We start from the raw sequence: 20,371 nt of genomic DNA on the forward strand, positions 1-20,371 counted from the left end.
GTCTTCGCCGCATGAGACAGTTTCTTTTGACCACCACCCTGATCTGCCTGTCCAGTGTCGCGGTCGCGCAGGAGCAGGAAAACGACGGCTCCGGCTTTTCCTTGATGGAACGCGGGGCGCGGGATTTCTTTGACGGTATGAAGAAAGAGATGGCCCCCGCGTTGGAAGGACTGGGCGAGTGGGGGCGCAAGGCCAGCCCCGCGCTGCGGAATTTCATCTCCGAGATGGAGCCCGCATTTACCGATCTGCTGGAAGAGGTCGAGGATTGGAGCGTCTATGAGCCGCCCCAAAAGATGCCCAATGGCGATATCGTGATCCGCCGCAAGCCAGACCCCGCGCCGGAAGATGACATGCCCGAAGACAACGCTCCCGAGGAAACGCCGCCCCCGCCCGCGATCTATCTGGACGAGGTGCCGCAGATCGACCTGTAAGACAGGCTATTTCTTGCAGGTCTTAAGCTGGACCTCGGCCCCCAGGGACAGGGCGAGGGAATTCAGCCGCGCTTCGGCGACCTCTCCGAACAGGGGCATCATGTCGTCGGTCAGCCACAGCTCCAGCAGCTTTTTCTTGGGGAACCAGCGCAGGTGGCCACGCTCTTCCTCGGGGTTCATCCACAGCATCGCGCCAAAGCGCATGGCCTTGCCCAGAATCTCGGCCTCTAGCCGTGTCTTTTCGTCGACCATTTCATAGAGGTCTTCGAAACGGGTATTCTCGCGCTTGTTGGAATAGCGGTGCAGCAGCGCCAGCCCCAGATAGATCCGTTCTGAATGTTTCAGCCCGCCCAGATTCGCCCGCGTTGCGTTGTCGAAACAGACTTCGGCGCGGTAGTCGGGATGCGCGCGCCAGCTGACGTCGTGCAGCAGGCAGGCGGCCTTGACCAGACGTTTGCGCTGCGGCGGCGCGGATTTATAAAGCGGCAGGATAAAGTCGAACAGCGCCTTGCCGAACCCCGGTGTGCGCGCGTCCTTGGCTTCGGCAAAACGGCAGGCCTCGATCAGCGGGTCGCGGTCGCGCAGGCGTTGGGGCATCTGTTCATACAGCATCCCCTCGCGGATCCCGTAGCTGGAGATCGCGATATCCTTGGGTTTGAAGGTCTTGACCAGCCGCGACAGCACTTCGGCGGCAAAGGGCACCAATGCCATCCGGCTGGAGGAGACGCCGCTGATCTTGCGCAGCTCTTCATGGTCGCTGGTCTGGATGTGTTTTACCGTCTCGCGGACGGATTTCGGGGTCATCCGGTATTCATGCAGCACGTGCAGCGGGTAGCCGCGGCGCACCATGTCGATGCGCGCGATGGCACGCCATGAGCCGCCGACCAGAAACAGACGGTCGCGCTGTGCGCCCATCTTTTCGGCCAGCCCTTCGATCACCGTCTTGATCTGCGCCTGCCGTGCCTTGGCACCGCCCTTGATGTCGCGCAGTTTCAGCGGCCCAAGCGCCGAGGTCACCCGTTTGCCCACGCGCCCGCCCGAGATTTCCGCCAGCTCCATCGACGACCCGCCGATGTCGCAGACCAGACCAAAGGCACCGGGCCAGCCCAGCAAAACACCCTGCGCTGACAGCCGCGCCTCTTCCTCGCCGTCGATGACCCAGATCTTCAGGCCCGTCTCGCGCTGCACCTCGTCGCAGAAATCACGCCCGTCGCTGGCATCGCGCACGGCGGCGGTGGCGACGACGGTCAGCTCGGACAGGCCCATGCCCTGTGCTAGCTTGCTGAAGCGGCGCATGGCAGAGAGGGCGCGGACCCGGCCTTCGGGCGACAGGTGGCCTGTTTCGGCCATGCCCGCCCCAAGGGCGCACATGATTTTTTCGTTGTAGAAATAGGCAGGCGACCGCGCGGCCCCGTCAAACACCACCAACCGGACAGAGTTCGACCCCACATCGACCACACCCACACGCGCCAGCGCACGGGCCGAAGGGTCTTGGAACAGGGGTTTGCCGAACAGGCCCAGATCAGCGACGCCCGTTTCGGGGACGGGAGAGGGCGGAGGGGTGTCGGTTTTATCTGCCACGGACGCTCCTGCGGGGGCCTTTGTTTGGGGGGCAAGTTGGCCCAGCCGGCCCGCCGCGTCAATCGTTAACGCAAACGGGCACGTGAAAAACCCCGCCGCGTTGGGGGGATATAAACGCCAGCGGGAACGCAAGCGGACAGATGCGCCTTCGGCGAGAGTTTACAGGCAAAATGAAGCGGTTAGTCTTCGGTATGGGTCAGTTTCGGGACGTCGGATGCGCCCGCCGTGCCGCGTCCGGAGAGAGAGGGGTTCTCCATGAAGAAGCGGTGGCAGTTGAAGGCGAAGGTGCCTTCTGCAATCTCGGGGCGGGCAAAGCTGCCATCGGGGGACATGACCCAGCTTTGCGCCACATCCGCAAGATTGGCCGCCATGACCTGACTGGTGATCTGCGCCTTGACGGTGGGGTTCTCGATCTCGACCAGGGTTTCGACGCGGCGGGTCAGGTTGCGGCCCATCCAGTCGGCGGAGGACATGAAGACCCGCGATTTCTTATGCGGCAGCCCGTAGCCATTGCCAAAGCAGACGATGCGTGAATGCTCCAGGAAGCGCCCGACGATGGATTTCACGCGGATGTTTTCGGATAGCCCCTTGATGCCGGGGCGCAACCCGCAGATGCCGCGGATCACCAGGCTGATTTTTACCCCTGCCTGGCTCGCGGCGTAAAGCGCGTCGATCACATCCGCATCCACGATGGAGTTCATCTTGGCCCAGATCTCTGCCGGTTTTCCAGCTGCGGCATGGTCGGCCTCGGCGGCGATCATCGCCAACAAGCGCGGCTTCAACGAGATGGGCGAGATGGCGAGGTTGTCCAGCGTGTCGGGTTGCGCGTAGCCCGACAGGTAGTTGAACACTTTAGTCGCGTCGCGGCCCAGCTTCTGGTCACAGGTGAAGAGCGACAGGTCGGTATAAATGCGTGCGGTGATCGGGTGGTAGTTGCCCGTGCCATAGTGGGTATAGGTGACCAGTTGATCGCCCTCGCGGCGCACCACGGTCGAGATTTTCGCGTGGGTCTTGAGGTCGAGAAACCCATAGACGACATGCGCGCCCGCGCGTTCCAGCCGGCGTGACTGGCGGATGTTGGCAGCCTCGTCGAAACGCGCCTTGAGCTCGACCAGCGCGGTGACGGATTTCCCGTCTTCGGCGGCTTCGCACAGCGCCTCGACAATGGGGCTGTCGCGCGAGGTGCGGTAGAGCGTCTGTTTGATCGCCACCACATCGGGATCGCGCGCGGCCTGTGCCAGAAAGCGGACCACCATATCGAAGGTCTCGTAGGGGTGGTGCAGCAGCATGTCCTTGGACCGGATCGCGGCGAACATATCGCCTTCGTGGTCGGTCACGCGTTCGGGGATGCGCGGGGTGAATTGCGGCCAAAGCAGATCGGGGCGGCTATCAGTCACCAGTTCGGACAGGTCGTTGATGCCGATCATCCCGTCCAGTTCGATCACATCCTGCGGGCGCACGCCCAGTTCGGCCATGACCACGGATTTCAGCTTTTCGGGGGCACCGGCGGAATGGGTCAGGCGCACGACCTCGCCGCGGCGGCGGCGTTTCAGGGCGACCTCGAATTCGCGCACCAGATCTTCGGCCTCTTCCTCGACCTCAAGATCGCTGTCGCGCAGCACGCGGAATTCGAAATGCGCCTTGAGCTTGTAGCCCGGAAACAGCCCCGGCACCTTGAGCACCAGCAGATCTTCAAGCGGCAGGAACCGCAGCGAGCCTTCGGCGGCGGGCAGGGCGACGAAACGGTCGATCTGCGCCGGGATCGGCAGCAGCGCCTGAAGGGGGCGTTTGTCGTTGGTGCGTTCCAGTTGCAGCGCCAGCGCGTAGCCGGTGTTGGGGATGAAAGGGAAGGGGTGCGCGGGGTCAATCGCCAGCGGGGTCAGAACCGCAAAGACACGGTGCAGGAATACATCGTCAAGATAGGCCAGATCGGCCGCGTCCAGATCAGCGGCGCGTTCGAGCATGATGTTCTGGTCGTCCATCTCGGACATCAGATCGACCAGTACGCGCTGTTGTTCGGTCATCAGCTTGCGCGCGTCTTCGTTGATCAGCACCAGTTGCTGGGCGGGGGTCAGCCCGTCGCTGGCGGGGGTGGTGTTGCCCGCTTGAGCCAGCTCGCGCAGGCCGGCGACGCGCACGGTATAGAATTCATCGAGGTTGCCCGCCGAGATCGACAGGAAGCGCAGGCGTTCCAGCAGCGGCACGCGGGGGTTCTTCGCCTCTTCGAGAACACGCCAGTTGAACCCGAGCCAGCTGAGCTCGCGGTTATAGAAACGACCGGGGCCGGTGATGTCCAGATCGGGCATATCCTGCGGCGGCACGAAGGCGGATTCGAGAAAGTCAGCGTTTGTCATGACGGCCTTATGGCGTTGCATTGTAATGGGTTTGTGACGAAATCTGAGAAGATTATCGCGCGGCGTTAAACCCATTGTCCAGCACTTGTGCCGCCAGCGCCCGTGTCACCGGCTTTTGTTGCGCCAGACTGGCGGCATCCAGGGCCGCGACCAGATCACCCGCAGCTGCGAAAGACCGGTCCATGCGCAGCAACAGATAGGGGATCACATCGGGTTTGGGGGTCAGCTGGCGGTCGGCCAGCAGCTTGGCCATGACGGCCGTGAGCAGGCTGTCATCGGGCGCTTCAAGTGCGGCCGCCGTCGCCGCGCGCATACGGCTGGTCAGATCAGGCAGATGCAGCCCCCATTGGGGCACCGCCGGGGTGCCGGTCAGCAGCAGGCTATGGCCTTCGGCCAGCACCAGATTGTGCAGGTGGAAAAGATGCGTCTCGGCCGCATTGTCGCCCGCGATGTCGGGCACGTTCTCGACCGCCAGCGGGCCCTGAGCCAGCGCGGGGATATCGCCCGTGGCAATGTCGCGCGCGTCGATGATACCTGCGCCGGACAGATTGGCCCAAACATGCGCCAGATGGGTCTTGCCTGATCCGGGCGGGCCGGTCAGCACCATCTTGCGCCCCGCCCAGGCCTGCCAGCCCTCGATCATGGCCACGGCAATCGCGTTGGACGGGGCGACGAAAAAGTCGTCCCGTCCCAGTGCGGGGCGGCTGGGAAGGTCAAGTCCAAGCTGTTGTGCCATCGTGTCAGTCCGCCGTTTCGTCCAAGGTCTTGCGCTGCGTGCCCTGATACAGCGAGCTTTCGACATATTGCTCGGTCGCGAAGCGTGCAATCACGCCAAGGGCGGCGGCAATCGGCACGGCGGCCAGCATGCCGACAAAGCCGAACAAAGAGCCAAAGACCGACAGCGCGAGGATCAGCCAGACCGGATGCAGCCCGACCGAATTGCCCACCAGCTTGGGGGTGAGGAAGTTGCCTTCAATCATCTGGCCGAGCACGAAGATGCCCGCCACCATCCCGATCGAGAACCAATCCCCCCAGAACTGGAACAGCGACAGACCGATGGCCAAGGCTCCGCCCAGAACCGCGCCGAGATAGGGGATGAAGGTGACCAGCCCCGCGATAAAGCCCACGACAAGGCCGAATTGCAGCCCCACCAGCATCAGCGCGATGGCATAATAGGCCCCTAAAATCAGGCAGACGGTGCCCATGCCGCGGATGAACCCCGCCAGCGTGCGGTCGATGTCACGCGCAAGGCGACGGATCACCGGCGCGTGGTCGCGCGGCAGCAAGCGGTCGATCTGGGCGACCATCCGGTCCCAGTCCAGCAGCAGATAGACGGCAACCACCGGCACGATCACAAACAGCACCATCACGTTCAGCAGCGACGCCGCCGAGGAAATCGCCGTGTTCAGCACCTCGCCGCCGCGTTCCTGAATGGTCGACCCGATAGAGTTGATCGAGCTGCGCAGCGTCGATCCTTCGTCCAGCAGGGCGGGGAAACGTTCGGTCAGGAAATTGGTGAAATTGCGGGTCAGCTCGGGGGCGACCTCGAACAGGTTGACGGCCTGATTGATCAAGGTCGGGATCACCAGCAGCGCCATCAGCACAAAGATCAGCAAGGCGACAAGCGTGATCACCATCGTGGCCATCGCGCGGCTCAGCCCCATGGCTTCGAGCCGGTCGGCCACGGGATCCAGGAAATAGGCAATCGCCGCCCCGATCAGAAACGGCAGCAGCACGTCACCGGTGAACCACAGGAACACCAGAAAAAGCGCCCCCGCGACACCCCAGTATTTCATCTGATCTCTGATAGGCAGGCCCATGCCGCATCCTCGCATTCTGGTTTCGGTCGACATTGCGCAACGGGGGCGATTTTTCAAGGCCCGTGGTGAAATGGATCGGCAGCACCCGCCGATAGGGCAGGTGCCTTCGGCGAGGATTTAGAGCCATTTGGAAGCGGGCGTGGCGCGGTCAATGCAGGCGGACGCCCTGATCTTGCAGGGTTTTTTGCACGCGCTCCAGTGGGACGGCGTCCAGCGGGCAGCCCGAAGCCAGCGCGATGGCCGCCGCGACGCCCGCGCCTTGGCCCGCCACCGTGCAGCACGCCATGTTGCGCGTGGCGGCATGGGCGATTTTATCGCCGCCGATGGCGCGGCCCGCGACGAGCAGATTCTTCACCCCTTTGGGCAGCATCGCACGGTAGGGGATATGCATGTAGCGCCCCGTGGTGGGGATGATCAACACGCCGTAGCCGTCGATGAACTCGGGGTAGATGCCGATACTGTCGTCAAATCGAGCCTGCTGGCGCACGTCGGTTTCGGTCATGTTGTAAACCGCGTCGATCTTGCGCGTATCGCGGATGCCAATGCTCATGCCGAAATTGCGCAGCCGCGCGGTCTCGCAGCCCGGCGTATAGGCCTTGAGCGCGTCAATCGCGTGCATCGCCTGCGCGCGGCCCTCGATCTCGAAGCGGGTCATGCTGTCGGGGTCGGTGCCGTCGCATTCTGCAAGGTGGACGAGGTTCATATAGGTCATCTCGCCACTGTCATGCACAGCGCCCCATGTGCCCCCGATGGTATTGAGGTTGGCGGGCATCCGCCCGTCGCGGATGGCCTGGGCAAAGGGTTTTGCCAGAAACGGAGAGAACATCGCGTCTTCCTTGCCATCGGTTTCGACCACCCACTCGCCCGTGGACCAATTGGCGTAAGTTTGCGGGTCGGCCTTGACCCCCGCCATGAAGGCCGCCTTATCGACGCCCGCGATGTGGAACATGACCGAGGCGGCCTGCATCTCCTCGACCGGGGTCTTGTAGGTCGGGGCACCGGCACGGTGGGCGACATCGGCGTCGCCCGTGGCATCGATCACGATTTTGGCGAGGATCGCCTCGCGGCCCGCTTTTGATTCGACGATGACACCCCGGATCGTGTCGCCTTCCATGATGGGTGCTACGAACTGGCGGTGCAGCATCGGGTGGATGCCTGCTTCGGTCACCAGCCGGTCGGCGACAAGTTTGAACCCCTCGCTGTCCAGCTCGTAGCTGAGCGATTGGGATTCAGGGCTGGCTGCCCCCATCGCCTTGGCGCGTTCCTCGAATTCCCAGCCGATGCCGCCGGCCTCTATCGTCTGTTCATGGCGGTACCAGGCAAAGCCTTCGACCCCGACCACGGTGATATTGCCGCCAAAGCAGCCGAACCGGTCGAGCAGCGTCACCTCTGCCCCGGCGCGGGCGGCGGCAAGGGCCGCGGCCAGACCGCCGGGGCCGGAGCCGATCACCAGCACGCCGGTCTCGTGGATCACAGGGGTTTCGCGCGCGGGCTCTAGGATCAGGGTCATGGGGCGTCCTTTTTGTTTTGTGCCGCTCACAACAAACGCGTCTGTGCGCCGAGGGTCAATCGGTTGCGGGACGCGGGACCTGGTGCCCCGCTTCTTGGTGCCTGCTGTTGGTGCCCCGTCTCTTCGTGATTGTCTCGGCGCGGGGATTATCATAGTCAGGTGCCAACACACTCTGAGAGGATCATCATGCGTCTGTCCCGTTATTTTTTGCCTGTGCTCAAGGAAAACCCCTCTGAGGCGCAGATTGTCAGCCACCGGTTGATGCTGCGGGCGGGCATGATCAAGCAATCGGCGGCGGGGATCTATTCGTGGCTGCCGCTTGGCTTCAAGGTGCTGCGCAAGATCGAAACCATCGTGCACGAAGAACAGCAGCGTGCGGGCCACATCCCGATGCTGATGCCGACGCTGCAATCGGCGGACCTGTGGAAGGAATCCGGCCGCTTTGACGCCTACGGCCCCGAGATGCTGCGCATCAAGGACCGTCAGGACCGTGACATGCTTTATGGTCCCACGAACGAGGAAATGATCACCGATATCTTCCGCAGCCACGTCGGGTCGTACAAGGACCTGCCGATGACGCTATACCACATCCAGTGGAAATTCCGCGACGAGGTCCGCCCCCGTTTCGGCGTCATGCGGGGCCGCGAGTTCCTGATGAAGGACGGCTATACCTTTGATCTGACGAAAGAAGATGCGCTGCACGCCTATAACCGCCATCTGGTGACCTATCTGCGCAGCTATGAACGCATGGGGCTCCAGGCGATCCCGATGCGCGCGGATTCCGGCCCGATCGGCGGCGACGACACGCATGAATTCCTCGTGCTGGCGGAAACCGGCGAATCCGAGGTGTTCTATGACAGCCAGATCACCGAGCTGAAGTTCGGCGACCGCGAGATCGATTATGATTCCGTCGATCAGTGTCAGGCGGTGATGGAGGAGTTCACCTCGCGCTATGCCCGCACGGACGAGACCCATGACGAAGCGCTCTTTGCCGAAGTCCCCGCTGAACGCCAGCGCAGCGCGCGCGGGATCGAAGTGGGGCAGATCTTCTATTTCGGGACGAAATATTCCGAACCGATGGGGGCGACCGTACAGGGGCCCGACGGCAAGCCCGTGCCGGTGCACATGGGGTCGCACGGCATCGGCGTCAGCCGACTGCTGGGCGCGATCATCGAGGCATCGCATGACGACAAGGGCATCATCTGGCCCGAGGGCGTGACGCCCTTCCATGTGGGGATTGTGAACCTCAAGCAGGGCGACGAACAGGCGGATGCGGCCTGTGACGCGCTATATGCCAGCCTGCAGGCTCTGGGTCTGGACCCGCTGTATGACGACACCAAGGAACGCGCGGGTGGCAAGTTCGCGACGATGGACCTGATCGGTCTGCCATGGCGGATCACCGTCGGGCCGCGGGGGCTGAAAAACGGTGTGGTCGAGCTGACCTCGCGCCGCACCGGCGAAAGTGAAGAGATGACGCCCGAGGCCGCGGTTGAAAAGATCGCCGGGATTTATCGCGGTATCGCTTAACCTTTAACGACGGGCCTTGTAACGACGGGCCTTGAAGAACGGGGGCGGATCATGAAGCGCTGCGTATTGGACCTTTGGGGCGTTTCATGATCCTGCGGGCGCTGACCCTTGCTGGCGGTGTGGCGGGCGCGGCGGTGACCTCGCAATTCCCCGAGTACTCACAGCAATATCTGCAACGGTTGGGCGGGGCGGTCGATGCGCTGCACGAGGTCGTTGCCGATTTCGATGCCAGCGCCCAAGCGGTCGGCCTGTCGCGCAGCGATGCCCTGGCGCAGATGACCGGCACCGCGTTCATGGAGCGGCGCCGCGCCGATATGGCCGCGACCTTTACCCGCTACGAGACATTGCAAACCGCCCTGACCCGATTGCAGGGGCAGGGGCCTTTCATGCGCGCCTACCACCTGCCGCAGATGTCGGACCCGCAGATCGCGGGGGCGGCGTGGCAGGCGTTTCAGCCCGCCGTACCGTTGAATTTTGCCGGGGTGGTGTTTGCTGGCGTCGGTTTTGTCGCGGGCGGCTTGGGGCTTGGGGCGCTGCTGCGACTGTTGCGTGCCCCGTTCCGGCGGCGCGGCGCCCGCATACCGGCGCAGGGCCGATGACACCCGTGCCTTTACCTGCGGTACACCCTGCCGCGCGACCACTCCTCGCTTGACCCGATGCGCCGAAACCGCGAGGTTGCGCGCGATTGATCCCAGATCGGAACCATCCCTTGGCCAAACCAGTATCCTCGACACCGCCCTTCGCCCCTTTTGAATGGATGATCGCCTGGCGCTATCTGCGTGCGCGTCGCGCCGAAGGCGGCGTGAGCGTGATGACCTGGATTAGCCTGATCGGGATCACGCTGGCGGTTTTTGCCCTGATCGCGACCCTTGCCGTGCGGTCGGGCTTTCGGGCTGAATTCGTCGATACGATCCTTGGGGCCAATGCCCATGTGACCGTGTATAATATGGCGTCGGTGGATGAGAACGGCGTGTCCCAGACGGGGATACCCGATTACACCGAGATGGCCGCGCGTGTGGCCCAGGTGCCGGGCGTGACACAGGTGGCCCCTTTGGTGCGCGGTCAGGTGATGGCCAACAAGGGTCAGGCCAACGCGGGGATCGAGATTTTCGGCATTGAGGCCGCCGATCTGGCCAATATCCCGCGCATCGCCAACCCCGAAACCGCCGACGGCGATCTGGCCGATTTCGAACAGGGCATCGCCATCGGGTCCGGCGTGGCACAAGCACTGCGGGTCGGCTTGGGCGACACGATCAAGATCATCTCTCCGAACGGGGTGAAAACCGCCTTTGGCACCTCGCCCCGCGTGAATGGCTACGAGGTGACCTATATCTTCTCGGCCGGTCGCTATGACATCGACCGCACCCGCGCCTATCTGCCTCTGGCCGAGGCACAATCCTTCTTCAACCGCGAAGGCGTCGCCGACGAGCTTGAGGTGATGGTCGAAAACCCCGATAGCGTGGATGATCTGACCGTGCCGCTGCTATCCGCCGCGGGGGAACGCGGCCTGATCTGGACATGGCGCGATGCGTCGGGCTCGTTTTTAAGCGCGCTGGATATCGAGGACCGCGTGATGTTCGTGATCCTCAGCATCCTTGTCTTGATCGCGGCGATGAATATCGTCTCGGGCCTGATCATGCTGGTCAAGAACAAGGGGCGCGACATCGGGATCCTGCGCACCATGGGGCTGAGCGAAGGGTCAATCCTGCGCGTGTTCTTCATCTGCGGGGCCTTCACGGGCATCATCGGCACCGCGATGGGGGTGATCCTTGGCTGTCTCTTCGCGCTCTATGTCGATCAGATTTTTGCCGTCGTGAACTACATCTCGGGCGGCAACGCATGGGATCCGTCGATCCGCGGCATCTACTTCCTGCCCGCCAAACTGCAATTCGGTGACGTGATGTCGGCCATCGGCCTGTCGCTTGGCCTGTCGTTCGTCGTTACCATCTTCCCCGCGCGCCGTGCCGCGCGCATGAACCCAGTCGAGGCGCTGCGCTATGAATGATCCTGTTTTGCGGCTCTCGGGGATTGGCAAATCCTACAACCCCGGCCAACCGAACGAAGTCAACGTGTTGCGCGGCATCGACCTGACCGTCGCCGCCGGAGAGGTCGTCGCACTGGTCGCCCCCTCTGGCGCGGGCAAGTCAACGCTGCTGCATATCGCGGGTCTGCTGGACACGCCCGACGCGGGGACGGTCGAGATTGGCGGCACCGATATGACAGGGCAGTCCGATCGCAAACGCACAGGCGTGCGGCGGCGCGATGTGGGGTTTATCTATCAGTTCCACCACCTGCTACCGGAATTCTCCGCACTGGAAAATATCGTCCTGCCGCAGCTGGCAAACGGTGTCTCGCAGTCCGAGGCGCAAACCCGCGCGCTGTCGCTGTTGGACGAGGTCGGCATCGGCCACCGCGCCGACCACCGCCCGGCGGCGCTGTCGGGGGGCGAACAGCAACGGGTCGCGTTCTGTCGTGCGCTGGCCAATGCGCCACGGCTGCTGCTGGCGGATGAGCCCACAGGCAACCTTGATCCGACCACCTCGGATCAGGTCTTTGCCGCGTTGATGACGCTGGTGCGGGGCACGGGGCTGTCGGCGGTGATCGCGACCCATAACCTTGAGCTTGCCGCGCGGATGGACCGCCAGATCCGGCTTGAAGCGGGGCAGCTCGTCGCGCTTTAAGGCGGCTGCCTTAATTTATCCTTACCCAGACCCAACTGGTGCCACGAGCAGGGGGCAAACTGTGTCAAAACAGGATGCTGCCATGTCACCTTTGCTCGTCATGCTCTTTGCCGCTTTCGGCCCCATGCTGGCCGTGTTTGACCCGTTTGGCGATGATACGGAGGATGAGGTCGAGGACGAAGAAATCCCCATCGGCATGCCCGATATGGGGACGACCACGGGCGCAGGCATGGACGATGCGCTGACCCCCGACCCGGCAGAGCCTGAAGCCGAGGCACCAACCGATGTCCCGACCGCGGAGGATCCAGCGGTCGAGACGATCGACGACACCGCGCAACCGCCCGAGGACGAGACACAGTCGCAAACCGGCACGGCGGGGGATGATACATTGCAAGGCACCGACGGGCGCGACATCCTGTTTGGCGGGCAGGGCAATGACACGCTTTCGGGCGGGGTCAACGCCCAGGACGGCAGCGACGACGAGGTCGCGGACGAGCTGATCGGCGAAGACGGCGACGACAGCCTGCGATTGGGGGCGAATGACACCGGCATCGGGGGCACGGGCGCGGACAGCTTCACCGCGATCTATGGTGCCACAGGCGGGATCACGGTCACCGATTATGACGTGGGCACCGATGCCCTGATTGTCGAAACCGACGATGAAAACGCCGCTGTCACCGATCAGACCGTCGCGGATGGGGAGTTGACGGTCACGCTCAGCACAGGGCTTACCATCACCCTGCCGGGGGTCGAAAACCCATTGGCGGAGGATGAAATCCTCTTTGTGCTGACCAACCCGCTACAAGACGAGGCCTGATCGTTCTCAGGCTTGCTGGGTCAACCAGACACCGGCACACATCAGGGCAATGCCAGCCGCCCGCGCGGCCCCCAAGGGCGCCACCTGCGCGCCGAACAGCCCGAAATGGTCAATCGCCGCGGCGCTGAAAAGCTGGCCCACCAGAACAAAGAACACCGCATTGCCGACGCCGAAATGCGGCGCGATAAAGGTGATCGACAGGATGTAGAAGGCCACCAGAAATCCGGCAAGCAGCAGATGCTTCGGGGCCGCGGGGATCTGCGCAAACCCTTGCCGCCCCACCAGCATCGCGACCAGCAAGCTGACGGTGAACGCCACCACAAACAGCACCGTAGCCGCTGCCGCAGGGGATCCGATCCGGCTGCCAAGCCCTGCGTTCAACGCGGCCAGAACGGGAATGCCAACCCCGGCCAAAAGCATCACAACTGCATAATGCGCCATGAGTATTCCTAATCTTTCCCGTTTCTTGATCCAGATCATGGCGAAGACCCCCGCCAAGGGCAAGCATCCCCGTGACCTACCGGAGGATCATATGATGAAAACCACAATCGCCCTCGGCGTGCCGCTGTTCTTGGGGCTGGCCGCCTGTATGCCCGCACAGACCCCGCCCGACGCCCCCGACCGCGTGGAAGGGGCGGCGTTGTTTGCCGAGAACTGTGTGCAATGCCACGGGCTGAACGCCCAAGGGGCCGGTGCCGCGGCCAAGGGCCTTCGCCCGCAGCCCCGCGACCTGACCCTCCTGGCGCGCGACAATGGCGGGCGGTTTCCGCAGACCAGAACGCTGGCCTATATCTACGGCGACCCGGCGGGCGATGCCACAGACAGCCACCTGCAACGGGTGATGCCGCAGTTTGGCGAGGGCATGGCGCTGGATCTGGTGCCAGTCGATCTGGATGGCCAGTTGACGCCCACTCCACGGGTGCTGGCGGGGCTGCTGGTCTATCTTGAAAGCATCCAGCGTTAACTACAGATCCCGTTCACCTCGACCCCGTCCCAGGGCATCCGCACCGCATAGGGCCGGCTTTGGGGCAGGGGTGCTACGGGCATTTCTTGCGAGATCAGCGCATGCAGCCGTTTGGTGCGCGGTGCCTGCGGGTCCAACGCGCGACAGCAGACGAATTCCTCGACGATAGAGCCTTGTTGTTCAAAGGCAAAATCCAGAAACTTCGGGTCGCTCTCCAGATCAAAGAGATACGGGTCCGCCCCGCCGCCATGTTCAAACGCCGCACGCAGCGGCGAATAGCCCGTCGTCTTGCGGTTCTGCCACTGCCAGATATGGGTCAGCTCATGGGCAAAGATCATCGCCGCGATCAGCCCGATCCGGTCGGGATAGTCGGGCAGGTAATCGTCCAGATACCAGTCTTCGTCAAACAGCACCGTATTCCAGAGCGCCACGGCAGCGGGTTTGGTGGTGATCACCTCGCCGACCTTTTCGGGCGGCAGGATACGCTCGCGACAGGTCGTGCGCGGCCGCGCCTTGCGCGTCATCGTCACCCCGCGCGAGGGCGACCCGTCATGCAGCCGCACCTTGGGGTAATTGAGCGTATCCCCCATGATATCGCCCGCGAACAGCAGCTCATTCTGGGTCAACGGCCGCCCGCAAGAGGCCAGAAACATGAGGAGGATGAAGGCGCGGATCATGCCGAAACGTTGAGTGAAAGCGCAGTGCGGATCAAGCGGTATTTTTGACACGAGGCCTGTGTTGAAATCGTCCGAGGGAAGGTTTCAGGGGCGAACGGGCGGAGCCCCGGGGGGCATCTCTGGCACAGCACAGACGTTATTCAAACGTTTTGGCGTAGGTCATTCTAAAATGGCACTCTTGATTAATCTCATGATCGATAGTAACTTACTGTTACGTTCGGGAGCCTGACACTCATGGCGCCGGGGTTACGACCCCGCCCGACGTCTTATTCCTAAGGCGGAAGCCCTTCTTAGGATGCAGTATCATTCCTCTGCCAAGGATAGCCTGCTGTTTAAATCCTCGCATATTCTGTTTTAATAGCGCAGCGTGTTCACCATCGCCGACGCTATAGGCTCTGTGGATTGCGCCAGTAACATAATCCGCAATTTGAATGCCCGTTGAATGTGCGGAGTCTTGAAGGAATAAGCCCTCAATAAGCCTAGAGTACCCAGATTTGTTGCGATCCCCTGCCGAGGTTAATGAAGAGTGATGCGCTCTGAAGAGTTTGTCATCTGAACGTCCTCTGTGATCGGCTACAACGATGCCAATATCGTTATGCTCTTGGAGGAGATATTGGAAGCGCTCGGTAATTGGCTTGTAAGTAAAATAATATAGTTCTTGTTGATTGTTTACAGAGTTGTAGGTGAATGCGGCCTCGACATCCGTTACACATACAATCAATTGTAGCGGGAGGCTGCCAATTAAAGCCGCAAACTCAAGACTTAAAGCTTTCCGATCACTCGCTGAAGCATCTAGCAAGGGGTTGTCTTTGTCGCGATTATGCGGCGCAAAAAACCGCCACTTGAGTTCGCCGAAGATGTGGTTGCGGACCTTAAAGCCGTGGATTTTATTATTACACTCACGCCAATCAGAGGCGTCAACTATGGCTGCACCAAGTGTAAAGTAAGGACGGCTGGCATTTGGTTTGTTGGGCGGCGTGCCACTCTCATCAACAAAACAAAATCTCATCCGCATAGTTCCTTTACGAGGTGATCGTCACTAGCGCAAAGGGGTCTGAAGCGTTGCTTCGCATCCCCCAATCAAACATCCAGCTCCTCCACAAACTGGGCGTTCTCCTGGATATACTGGTAGCGTAGCTCGGGCTTCTTCCCCATCAGACGCTCGACCAGATCGCCGGTCTCTCCGGGCATGTCTTCGTCGACGGTGACGCGGATCAGCTTGCGGGTGGTGGGGTCCATCGTGGTCTCTTTCAGGTCTTTCGCGTCCATCTCGCCCAGACCCTTGAACCGTTGCAGATCGATCTTGCCTTTGCCGCCCAGGCCTTTCTCAAGCCACATGTCCTTTTCCGCATCATCCGCCACATAGACGCGCTTGGCCCCTTGGGTCAGACGGTAAAGCGGCGGACAGGCGAGGTAGAGGTGCCCGGCGTCGATCATCGGGCGCATCTGGGTGTAGAAGAACGTCATCAGCAGCGCCGCGATATGGGCCCCGTCGACATCCGCGTCGGTCATGATGATGATCTTGTCATAGCGCAGGTCATCAAGGTTGAACTTCGTGCCCATCCCGACGCCAAGCGCCTCGCATAGATCGTTGATCTCGGCATTGGTGTTCAGCTTGCTCGACGCGGCCCCCAATACGTTAAGGATCTTGCCCTTCAGCGGCAGCAAGGCTTGCGTGTTCCGGTTGCGCGCGCCCTTGCCGGAGCCACCGGCGGAATCGCCCTCCACGATGAACAGCTCGGTGCCTTCGCGTGTCTTGGAGGTACAGTCGGTCAGTTTGCCGGGCAGGCGCAGCTTTTTCGTGGCGGTCTTGCGCGCGGTCTCTTTTTCCTGACGGCGGCGCAGGCGTTCTTCGGCGCGCAGCACAAGGAAATCAAGGATCGCACCCGCGCTTTTGGTATCCGCCGCCAACCAGTTGTCAAAGTGGTCGCGCACGGCGTTTTCCACCATGCGCTGCGCGTCCACCGTCGCCAGACGGTCCTTGGTCTGGCCGACGAATTCAGGCTCGCGGATAAAGCAGGACACCAGCGCACAGCCGCCGGTGATAAGATCGTCGCGGGTGATGGTGCCGGCCTTCTTGTTGCCGACCAGCTCGCCATAGGCTTTGACACCCTTCAGGATCGCGGACCAGAAGCCCGCCTCGTGGGTGCCGCCTTCGGGGGTGGGGATGGTGTTACAATAGGACTGGATGAAGCCATCGCGCGACGGCGTCCAGTTGATCGCCCATTCGACCTTGCCCGGTGCGTTGAATTTCTCGCGGAAGTCGACGGTGCCGCCAAAGGGATGCTCGGCGTAGGTTGTCGACCCTTTCAACGTCTCGTTCAGATAGTCCGACAGGCCGCCGGGGAAGTGGAACGTCGCCTCTTGCGGGGTGTCGCCGTCCTGCTGGCCGCATTTCCAGCGGATTTCAACGCCGGAAAACAGATAGGCCTTGGACCGCGCCATCGCGAACAGCCGCGCGGGCTTGAGCTTGAGCGGGCCAAAGATCTCTGCATCGGGGTGGAAGGTGACAGCCGTGCCGCGCCGGTTCGGGGCGGCGCCGATCTTTTCAAGTTTGCCTTGGGGGATGCCGCGCGAAAACTCCATCGCGAACAGCTCGCGATTGCGCGCGACCTCGACCCGGAGGTGATCCGACAGCGCGTTGACCACGGACGACCCCACGCCGTGCAGACCGCCCGAAGTCTCGTACGAATCGCCCGAGAATTTGCCGCCCGCGTTCAATGTGCAAAAGATGATCTCCAGCGCCGATTTGCTGGGGTCTTTGGGGTGCGGATCGGTGGGAATGCCGCGCCCGTTGTCACGCACGGTGACATGGCCGTTTTCATGCAGTTCCAGTTCAATCCAGGTGGCATGGCCCGCCACCGCCTCGTCCATCGAGTTATCGATGATTTCCGCGACCATATGGTGCAGCGCGCGATCGTCCTTGCCCCCGATGTACATGCCGGGGCGCAGGCGCACGTGCTCCATATCCTCAAGAACCTGGATCGAAGAGGCATCATATTCCTTGGCGTTGCTCTGCGCACCGGAAAGAAGATCGGACATGTAGGGGCCTGCCTGTCTGTTGCTTTTGTTGAGCCTCCCACTATGCCAGAGCGCTATGGTCGGGGGAAGGGCGGATGACGTCGCAATGCGGTGTTTCCTGCGGCTGTGCCTTTGCTATCATCGGGGCAGGAAACCGTTGGAAGGCTTGCCATGACGTTTGACACCGCTGCCCCCACCACCCTGCGCGATGTGCCCGACTGGCGCTATATGATGCAGGAATGTGACGAGCTTTATCGCTACCTGCCCGCGGGCGGCAGCGACCGGATCAAAAGCCATCAACGCAAGGCGCGCGAGGCCATCGCTAGGCTGCTGCGGGGCAATGCCGAACTGCGGTTGCAGCCGCGTGCGGAAAAGCCCGTCACCGCCCATCTGCGCCGCGCGCTGGACGAGGGCAAGCAGGGGGCCTTGGCCCCCGCGGTCCGGGCGCTGGATGCCGTGGCCCATGACCTCAGCTGGCAATACGGCTACGAGAAAGTCCCCAAGGGGCTGACCAACAGCTATGCCTATGCCGAACTGGCAGGGGCGCAGGGGCCGGTGGTCAGCCATGATATCATTCTGGGCGTGGTGCTCTTCGCGCCGGGCTGCACCTATCCGGCCCATGCCCATAAGGGGATAACCGAAAGCTACGTCTGCCTGTCCGGCGCGGTGTCCGAGAACCATCAGGGCGTCTATGTGCCCGGTTCGATGATCTTTAACCCGCCCGAACATCTGCACCGCATCACCGTGGGGGACCGCGAGCCGGCGCTTCTGGCCTATGCGTGGATGGGCGATCCTGCCGATCTGCACCAGCAGAAAATGGTCTTTACCCGCGCGCGCAAGTAAAACGCGGGACGGGGCAGGCGTGGCCTAAAGCCAGTTCAGAATGGCCTCCGCCACCTCTTGCGGTTTTTGGTGATGCAGCCAGTGATCCGCGCCCTCGATGGTGACGCGGGTCAGGTCAGGGGCGTAGTCCTCAAGCCCGCGGGTCGTCTCGGGCAGCAGCGCGGTATCATCGGTGCCCCAGACCAGCAGATGCGGGCAGCGCACCTGCAACCGCGCCGGATCAAAGCTGAGCGCGTCGTCAATCGCCTCGCCCTCGGCCCCCAGCTTCAGCGGAGAGGCGCGATACCAGTTCACCATCCCGCGCAGCCCCGCCGCATCACGCCAGGCGTCCTTGTAGCCCGCCAGCGTCTCGCCCTCTAGCCAGCTCATATCCATATGCGCCGAGAACAGCCCCATCAGCTTGTCGAAATCATCCGCGGCCAGAATATCTTCCGACCCCTCACGGCGCAGGAAGTGGATGTATTGCGACGCATCGGTCTGCGCGCCGCCCTTGGCAAGCTCGCGCTGGAAGGGGGCGGGGTGGACGCCGTTCATGATGATCAGCTTCGATACCAGATCAGGCCGCCCGATGGTCAGCGCATAGGCGACAGAGGCCCCCCAGTCATGGCCCAACAGGATCACGGGGTCGTCCCCGATCAACGCCGCCATATCCGCCACCAGCTTCGATGTCTTATACTGCTCTACCTCGGCGGGTCGCCAGCTTTGCCCGTAGCCGCGCTGGTCGGGGGCAATGCAATGGAACCGCTTGGCCAGCAGCGGGGCCAGATCGTTCCACGCGCCCGAATATTCGGGAAAGCCGTGCAGCATCAGCAGCTTGGGCGCGTCCTCATCGCCCCAGTGGCGGATAAAGAAAGGATTGCCGTTGATCTGGCGGGTTTCGGTCCAATGGGCGGTCATGTCGTCTTCCTTTTCGGTTTGTCCGGGGCGGGGCCGGCGGGCAAATGCTCCAGTCGCAGCCCTGCGGCGGTGCCCGGGGCGAAACCGGGCCAGTCAGCCCCGTCCAGCATCCCTGCGGTGTCGTCACCGCGCAGATGCATCCCCATAAAGGCCGCCGCATAATGTTGCGCGATATTGTTCATGCGCAGCGTGTCCCAGACCGGATCGGCATAGTGCTGGAACGGTGCCCACCCCAGCAGATCCGAATGCGCCCAGCTTTCCAGCGGGGCAGGGATCGGCGCGGCGGCATTATGGCCCGCGTTGATAAAGCTTAACAAATAGCGGTCGCTGGCGCAGCCGGTGAAGAGGCGGCGCATCGCGGCATAGTCTGATACATCGTCGACGGTGCCGGCCATCATGAACAGCGGCGTGTCCATCTGCGCCAGCCCATCGGCATCCCACATCGCCTGCCCGTTGCCCCAAGGTCCGATGGGCATGATCGCGCACAGCCGCGGGTCGCGCAGGGCGGCGTGGGTCTTTGACCCCGCAAGATGCCGCGCAAGGCTGCCGCCCTCGGGCGCGCGCGGATGCTGCAACGCCGTCTCGGCCAGACCCGCCCCGCCAAAGATCATCGCCCCGTAACCGCCCATGGAATAGCCGATCAGCCCGACGCGGCGACAATCCACCAGATCGCCCAAGGGGCCCGTCAGCGCCTCCATCGCGTCAATCACCGCGCGCTGGTCCAGCGGACGGTTCAGCAACGTCACCCCGAAGGCTTGCTGATCCTCGTAGGTACTGCCCGCGTGATCCGGTGCCGCCACGACAAACCCTTGGCGCGCAAGGGATTCCGCCAGATGGCTCAGCAAAAAGCGGTTCCCGGGATACCCGTGCGAGATCACGATCAGCGGCGCGGAAAATCCCGTGGCGACAAAAGCCTCGCGGCAGGCCGACCCGTGCAACACAGTCGGCGTCACACCGTCGCGCAGCAAGGTGGCATAGGACGTCCCCGCACCCGTGCCCTCGGCCGCCGGATACCAGACCTCTAGCGTCAATTGGCGCGTGTCGGACACAGGGGCGGTCAGGGTGGTCACGCCGACGGGATGGGGGCCACGCTGCGCCAGCGCTGGCGCGTCGGGGCGCAGCAGATCGATGCGGTTGTGCAAGGCGGTATCCTCCCAACTTCGGTGTCGCGACTGTGGCGCGGCCAGCCGCGGGGTGCAAGCCCGCCCGACCACGCAGACCGCCGCGCTGCCTTCCCCTAGGTCATCG

The 20,371-nt window shown here is 62.7% G+C and carries 19 protein-coding genes; 8 read left to right on the plus strand and 11 right to left on the minus strand.

The genetic code is table 11. The annotated features are described in order from the left end of the window. The first annotated feature begins 11 nt into the window (after positions 1-11). The gene (locus AADW22_RS06580; protein WP_407474521.1) at positions 12-431 is read left to right on the plus strand and encodes a hypothetical protein; all 420 of its coding nucleotides are present in this window, start codon (positions 12-14) and stop codon (positions 429-431) included. A 6-nt stretch (positions 432-437) separates the two neighbouring features. On the opposite strand, the gene ppx is transcribed toward AADW22_RS06580, so the two are convergent. From ppx to AADW22_RS06605, 5 genes are all read right to left on the minus strand, one after another. Then, positions 438-2,012 carry an exopolyphosphatase gene (gene ppx / locus AADW22_RS06585; protein ID WP_037954289.1) on the minus strand — a complete coding sequence of 525 codons (1,575 nt, stop codon included), beginning with the start codon at positions 2,010-2,012 and terminating at the stop codon, positions 438-440. Positions 2,013-2,191: 179 nt separating this feature from the next. Next, positions 2,192-4,366, minus strand: coding sequence for an RNA degradosome polyphosphate kinase (locus AADW22_RS06590; protein ID WP_348002136.1), 2,175 nt, complete (start codon positions 4,364-4,366; stop codon positions 2,192-2,194). Positions 4,367-4,418: 52 nt separating this feature from the next. Beyond that, positions 4,419-5,102, minus strand: a complete 684-nt coding sequence (locus tag AADW22_RS06595; protein ID WP_005852349.1) for a hypothetical protein — start codon at positions 5,100-5,102, stop codon at positions 4,419-4,421. 4 nt (positions 5,103-5,106) lie between these two features. Beyond that, the gene (locus AADW22_RS06600; RefSeq protein ID WP_407474522.1) at positions 5,107-6,186 is read right to left on the minus strand and encodes an AI-2E family transporter; all 1,080 of its coding nucleotides are present in this window, start codon (positions 6,184-6,186) and stop codon (positions 5,107-5,109) included. A 148-nt stretch (positions 6,187-6,334) separates the two neighbouring features. Continuing rightward, positions 6,335-7,696 carry an FAD-dependent oxidoreductase gene (locus AADW22_RS06605; protein ID WP_288960036.1) on the minus strand — a complete coding sequence of 454 codons (1,362 nt, stop codon included), beginning with the start codon at positions 7,694-7,696 and terminating at the stop codon, positions 6,335-6,337. A gap of 186 nt (positions 7,697-7,882) precedes the next feature. On the opposite strand from AADW22_RS06605, the gene proS reads away from it, so the two are divergent. From proS to AADW22_RS06630, 5 genes are all read left to right on the plus strand, one after another. Beyond that, positions 7,883-9,223 (plus strand): proline--tRNA ligase, encoded by a 1,341-nt coding sequence (gene proS / locus AADW22_RS06610; RefSeq protein WP_009826521.1) that lies wholly within the window; start codon positions 7,883-7,885, stop codon positions 9,221-9,223. Between the two features lie 86 nt (positions 9,224-9,309). Next, complete coding sequence (locus AADW22_RS06615) at positions 9,310-9,822, plus strand: DUF2937 family protein (RefSeq protein ID WP_407474523.1); 513 nt, start codon at positions 9,310-9,312, stop codon at positions 9,820-9,822. 158 nt (positions 9,823-9,980) lie between these two features. Beyond that, the gene (locus tag AADW22_RS06620; protein ID WP_009826523.1) at positions 9,981-11,228 is read left to right on the plus strand and encodes a lipoprotein-releasing ABC transporter permease subunit; all 1,248 of its coding nucleotides are present in this window, start codon (positions 9,981-9,983) and stop codon (positions 11,226-11,228) included. Continuing rightward, entirely contained in the window at positions 11,221-11,904 is a 684-nt protein-coding gene (locus AADW22_RS06625; RefSeq protein WP_005852360.1) for an ABC transporter ATP-binding protein, read from the plus strand. The genes AADW22_RS06620 and AADW22_RS06625 overlap by 8 nt, the downstream gene beginning before the upstream one ends. Before the next feature lie 82 nt (positions 11,905-11,986). Further along, positions 11,987-12,721, plus strand: a complete 735-nt coding sequence (locus tag AADW22_RS06630; protein ID WP_407474524.1) for a calcium-binding protein — start codon at positions 11,987-11,989, stop codon at positions 12,719-12,721. 6 nt (positions 12,722-12,727) lie between these two features. Here the strand turns inward: AADW22_RS06630 and AADW22_RS06635 are convergent, their stop codons facing one another. Then, complete coding sequence (locus AADW22_RS06635; RefSeq protein WP_005852364.1) at positions 12,728-13,162, minus strand: DMT family transporter; 435 nt, start codon at positions 13,160-13,162, stop codon at positions 12,728-12,730. Positions 13,163-13,199: 37 nt separating this feature from the next. Between AADW22_RS06635 and AADW22_RS06640 the strand changes: the two genes are divergently transcribed. Continuing rightward, the gene (locus AADW22_RS06640; RefSeq protein WP_407474525.1) at positions 13,200-13,685 is read left to right on the plus strand and encodes a c-type cytochrome; all 486 of its coding nucleotides are present in this window, start codon (positions 13,200-13,202) and stop codon (positions 13,683-13,685) included. On the opposite strand, the gene AADW22_RS06645 is transcribed toward AADW22_RS06640, so the two are convergent. The 3 genes from AADW22_RS06645 to AADW22_RS06655 all read right to left on the minus strand — a co-directional run bounded on the left by AADW22_RS06645 (position 13,682) and on the right by AADW22_RS06655 (position 17,404). Beyond that, positions 13,682-14,362 (minus strand): hypothetical protein, encoded by a 681-nt coding sequence (locus tag AADW22_RS06645; RefSeq protein ID WP_005852368.1) that lies wholly within the window; start codon positions 14,360-14,362, stop codon positions 13,682-13,684. The two genes, AADW22_RS06640 and AADW22_RS06645, sit on opposite strands and share 4 nt — an antisense overlap. Positions 14,363-14,594: 232 nt before the next feature. Further along, positions 14,595-15,371 carry a DUF3800 domain-containing protein gene (locus tag AADW22_RS06650; protein ID WP_260005245.1) on the minus strand — a complete coding sequence of 259 codons (777 nt, stop codon included), beginning with the start codon at positions 15,369-15,371 and terminating at the stop codon, positions 14,595-14,597. A 71-nt stretch (positions 15,372-15,442) separates the two neighbouring features. Then, positions 15,443-17,404 carry a type IIA DNA topoisomerase subunit B gene (locus AADW22_RS06655; protein ID WP_005852372.1) on the minus strand — a complete coding sequence of 654 codons (1,962 nt, stop codon included), beginning with the start codon at positions 17,402-17,404 and terminating at the stop codon, positions 15,443-15,445. Between the two features lie 150 nt (positions 17,405-17,554). On the opposite strand from AADW22_RS06655, the gene AADW22_RS06660 reads away from it, so the two are divergent. Further along, positions 17,555-18,226: a dimethylsulfonioproprionate lyase family protein gene (locus AADW22_RS06660; protein WP_005852376.1), complete on the plus strand. Its 672-nt coding sequence runs from the start codon at positions 17,555-17,557 to the stop codon at positions 18,224-18,226. Positions 18,227-18,250: 24 nt separating this feature from the next. On the opposite strand, the gene AADW22_RS06665 is transcribed toward AADW22_RS06660, so the two are convergent. Together AADW22_RS06665 and AADW22_RS06670 are read right to left on the minus strand one after the other, a co-directional pair. Then, the gene (locus tag AADW22_RS06665; RefSeq protein ID WP_407474526.1) at positions 18,251-19,123 is read right to left on the minus strand and encodes an alpha/beta fold hydrolase; all 873 of its coding nucleotides are present in this window, start codon (positions 19,121-19,123) and stop codon (positions 18,251-18,253) included. After that, positions 19,120-20,265 carry an alpha/beta hydrolase family protein gene (locus AADW22_RS06670; RefSeq protein ID WP_407474527.1) on the minus strand — a complete coding sequence of 382 codons (1,146 nt, stop codon included), beginning with the start codon at positions 20,263-20,265 and terminating at the stop codon, positions 19,120-19,122. Before AADW22_RS06670 ends, AADW22_RS06665 begins: the two co-directional genes overlap by 4 nt. Between the last annotated feature and the right edge of the window lie 106 nt (positions 20,266-20,371).

This window comes from Sulfitobacter sp. PM12 (assembly GCF_045586035.1).
Classification (GTDB): domain Bacteria; phylum Pseudomonadota; class Alphaproteobacteria; order Rhodobacterales; family Rhodobacteraceae; genus Sulfitobacter; species Sulfitobacter pontiacus.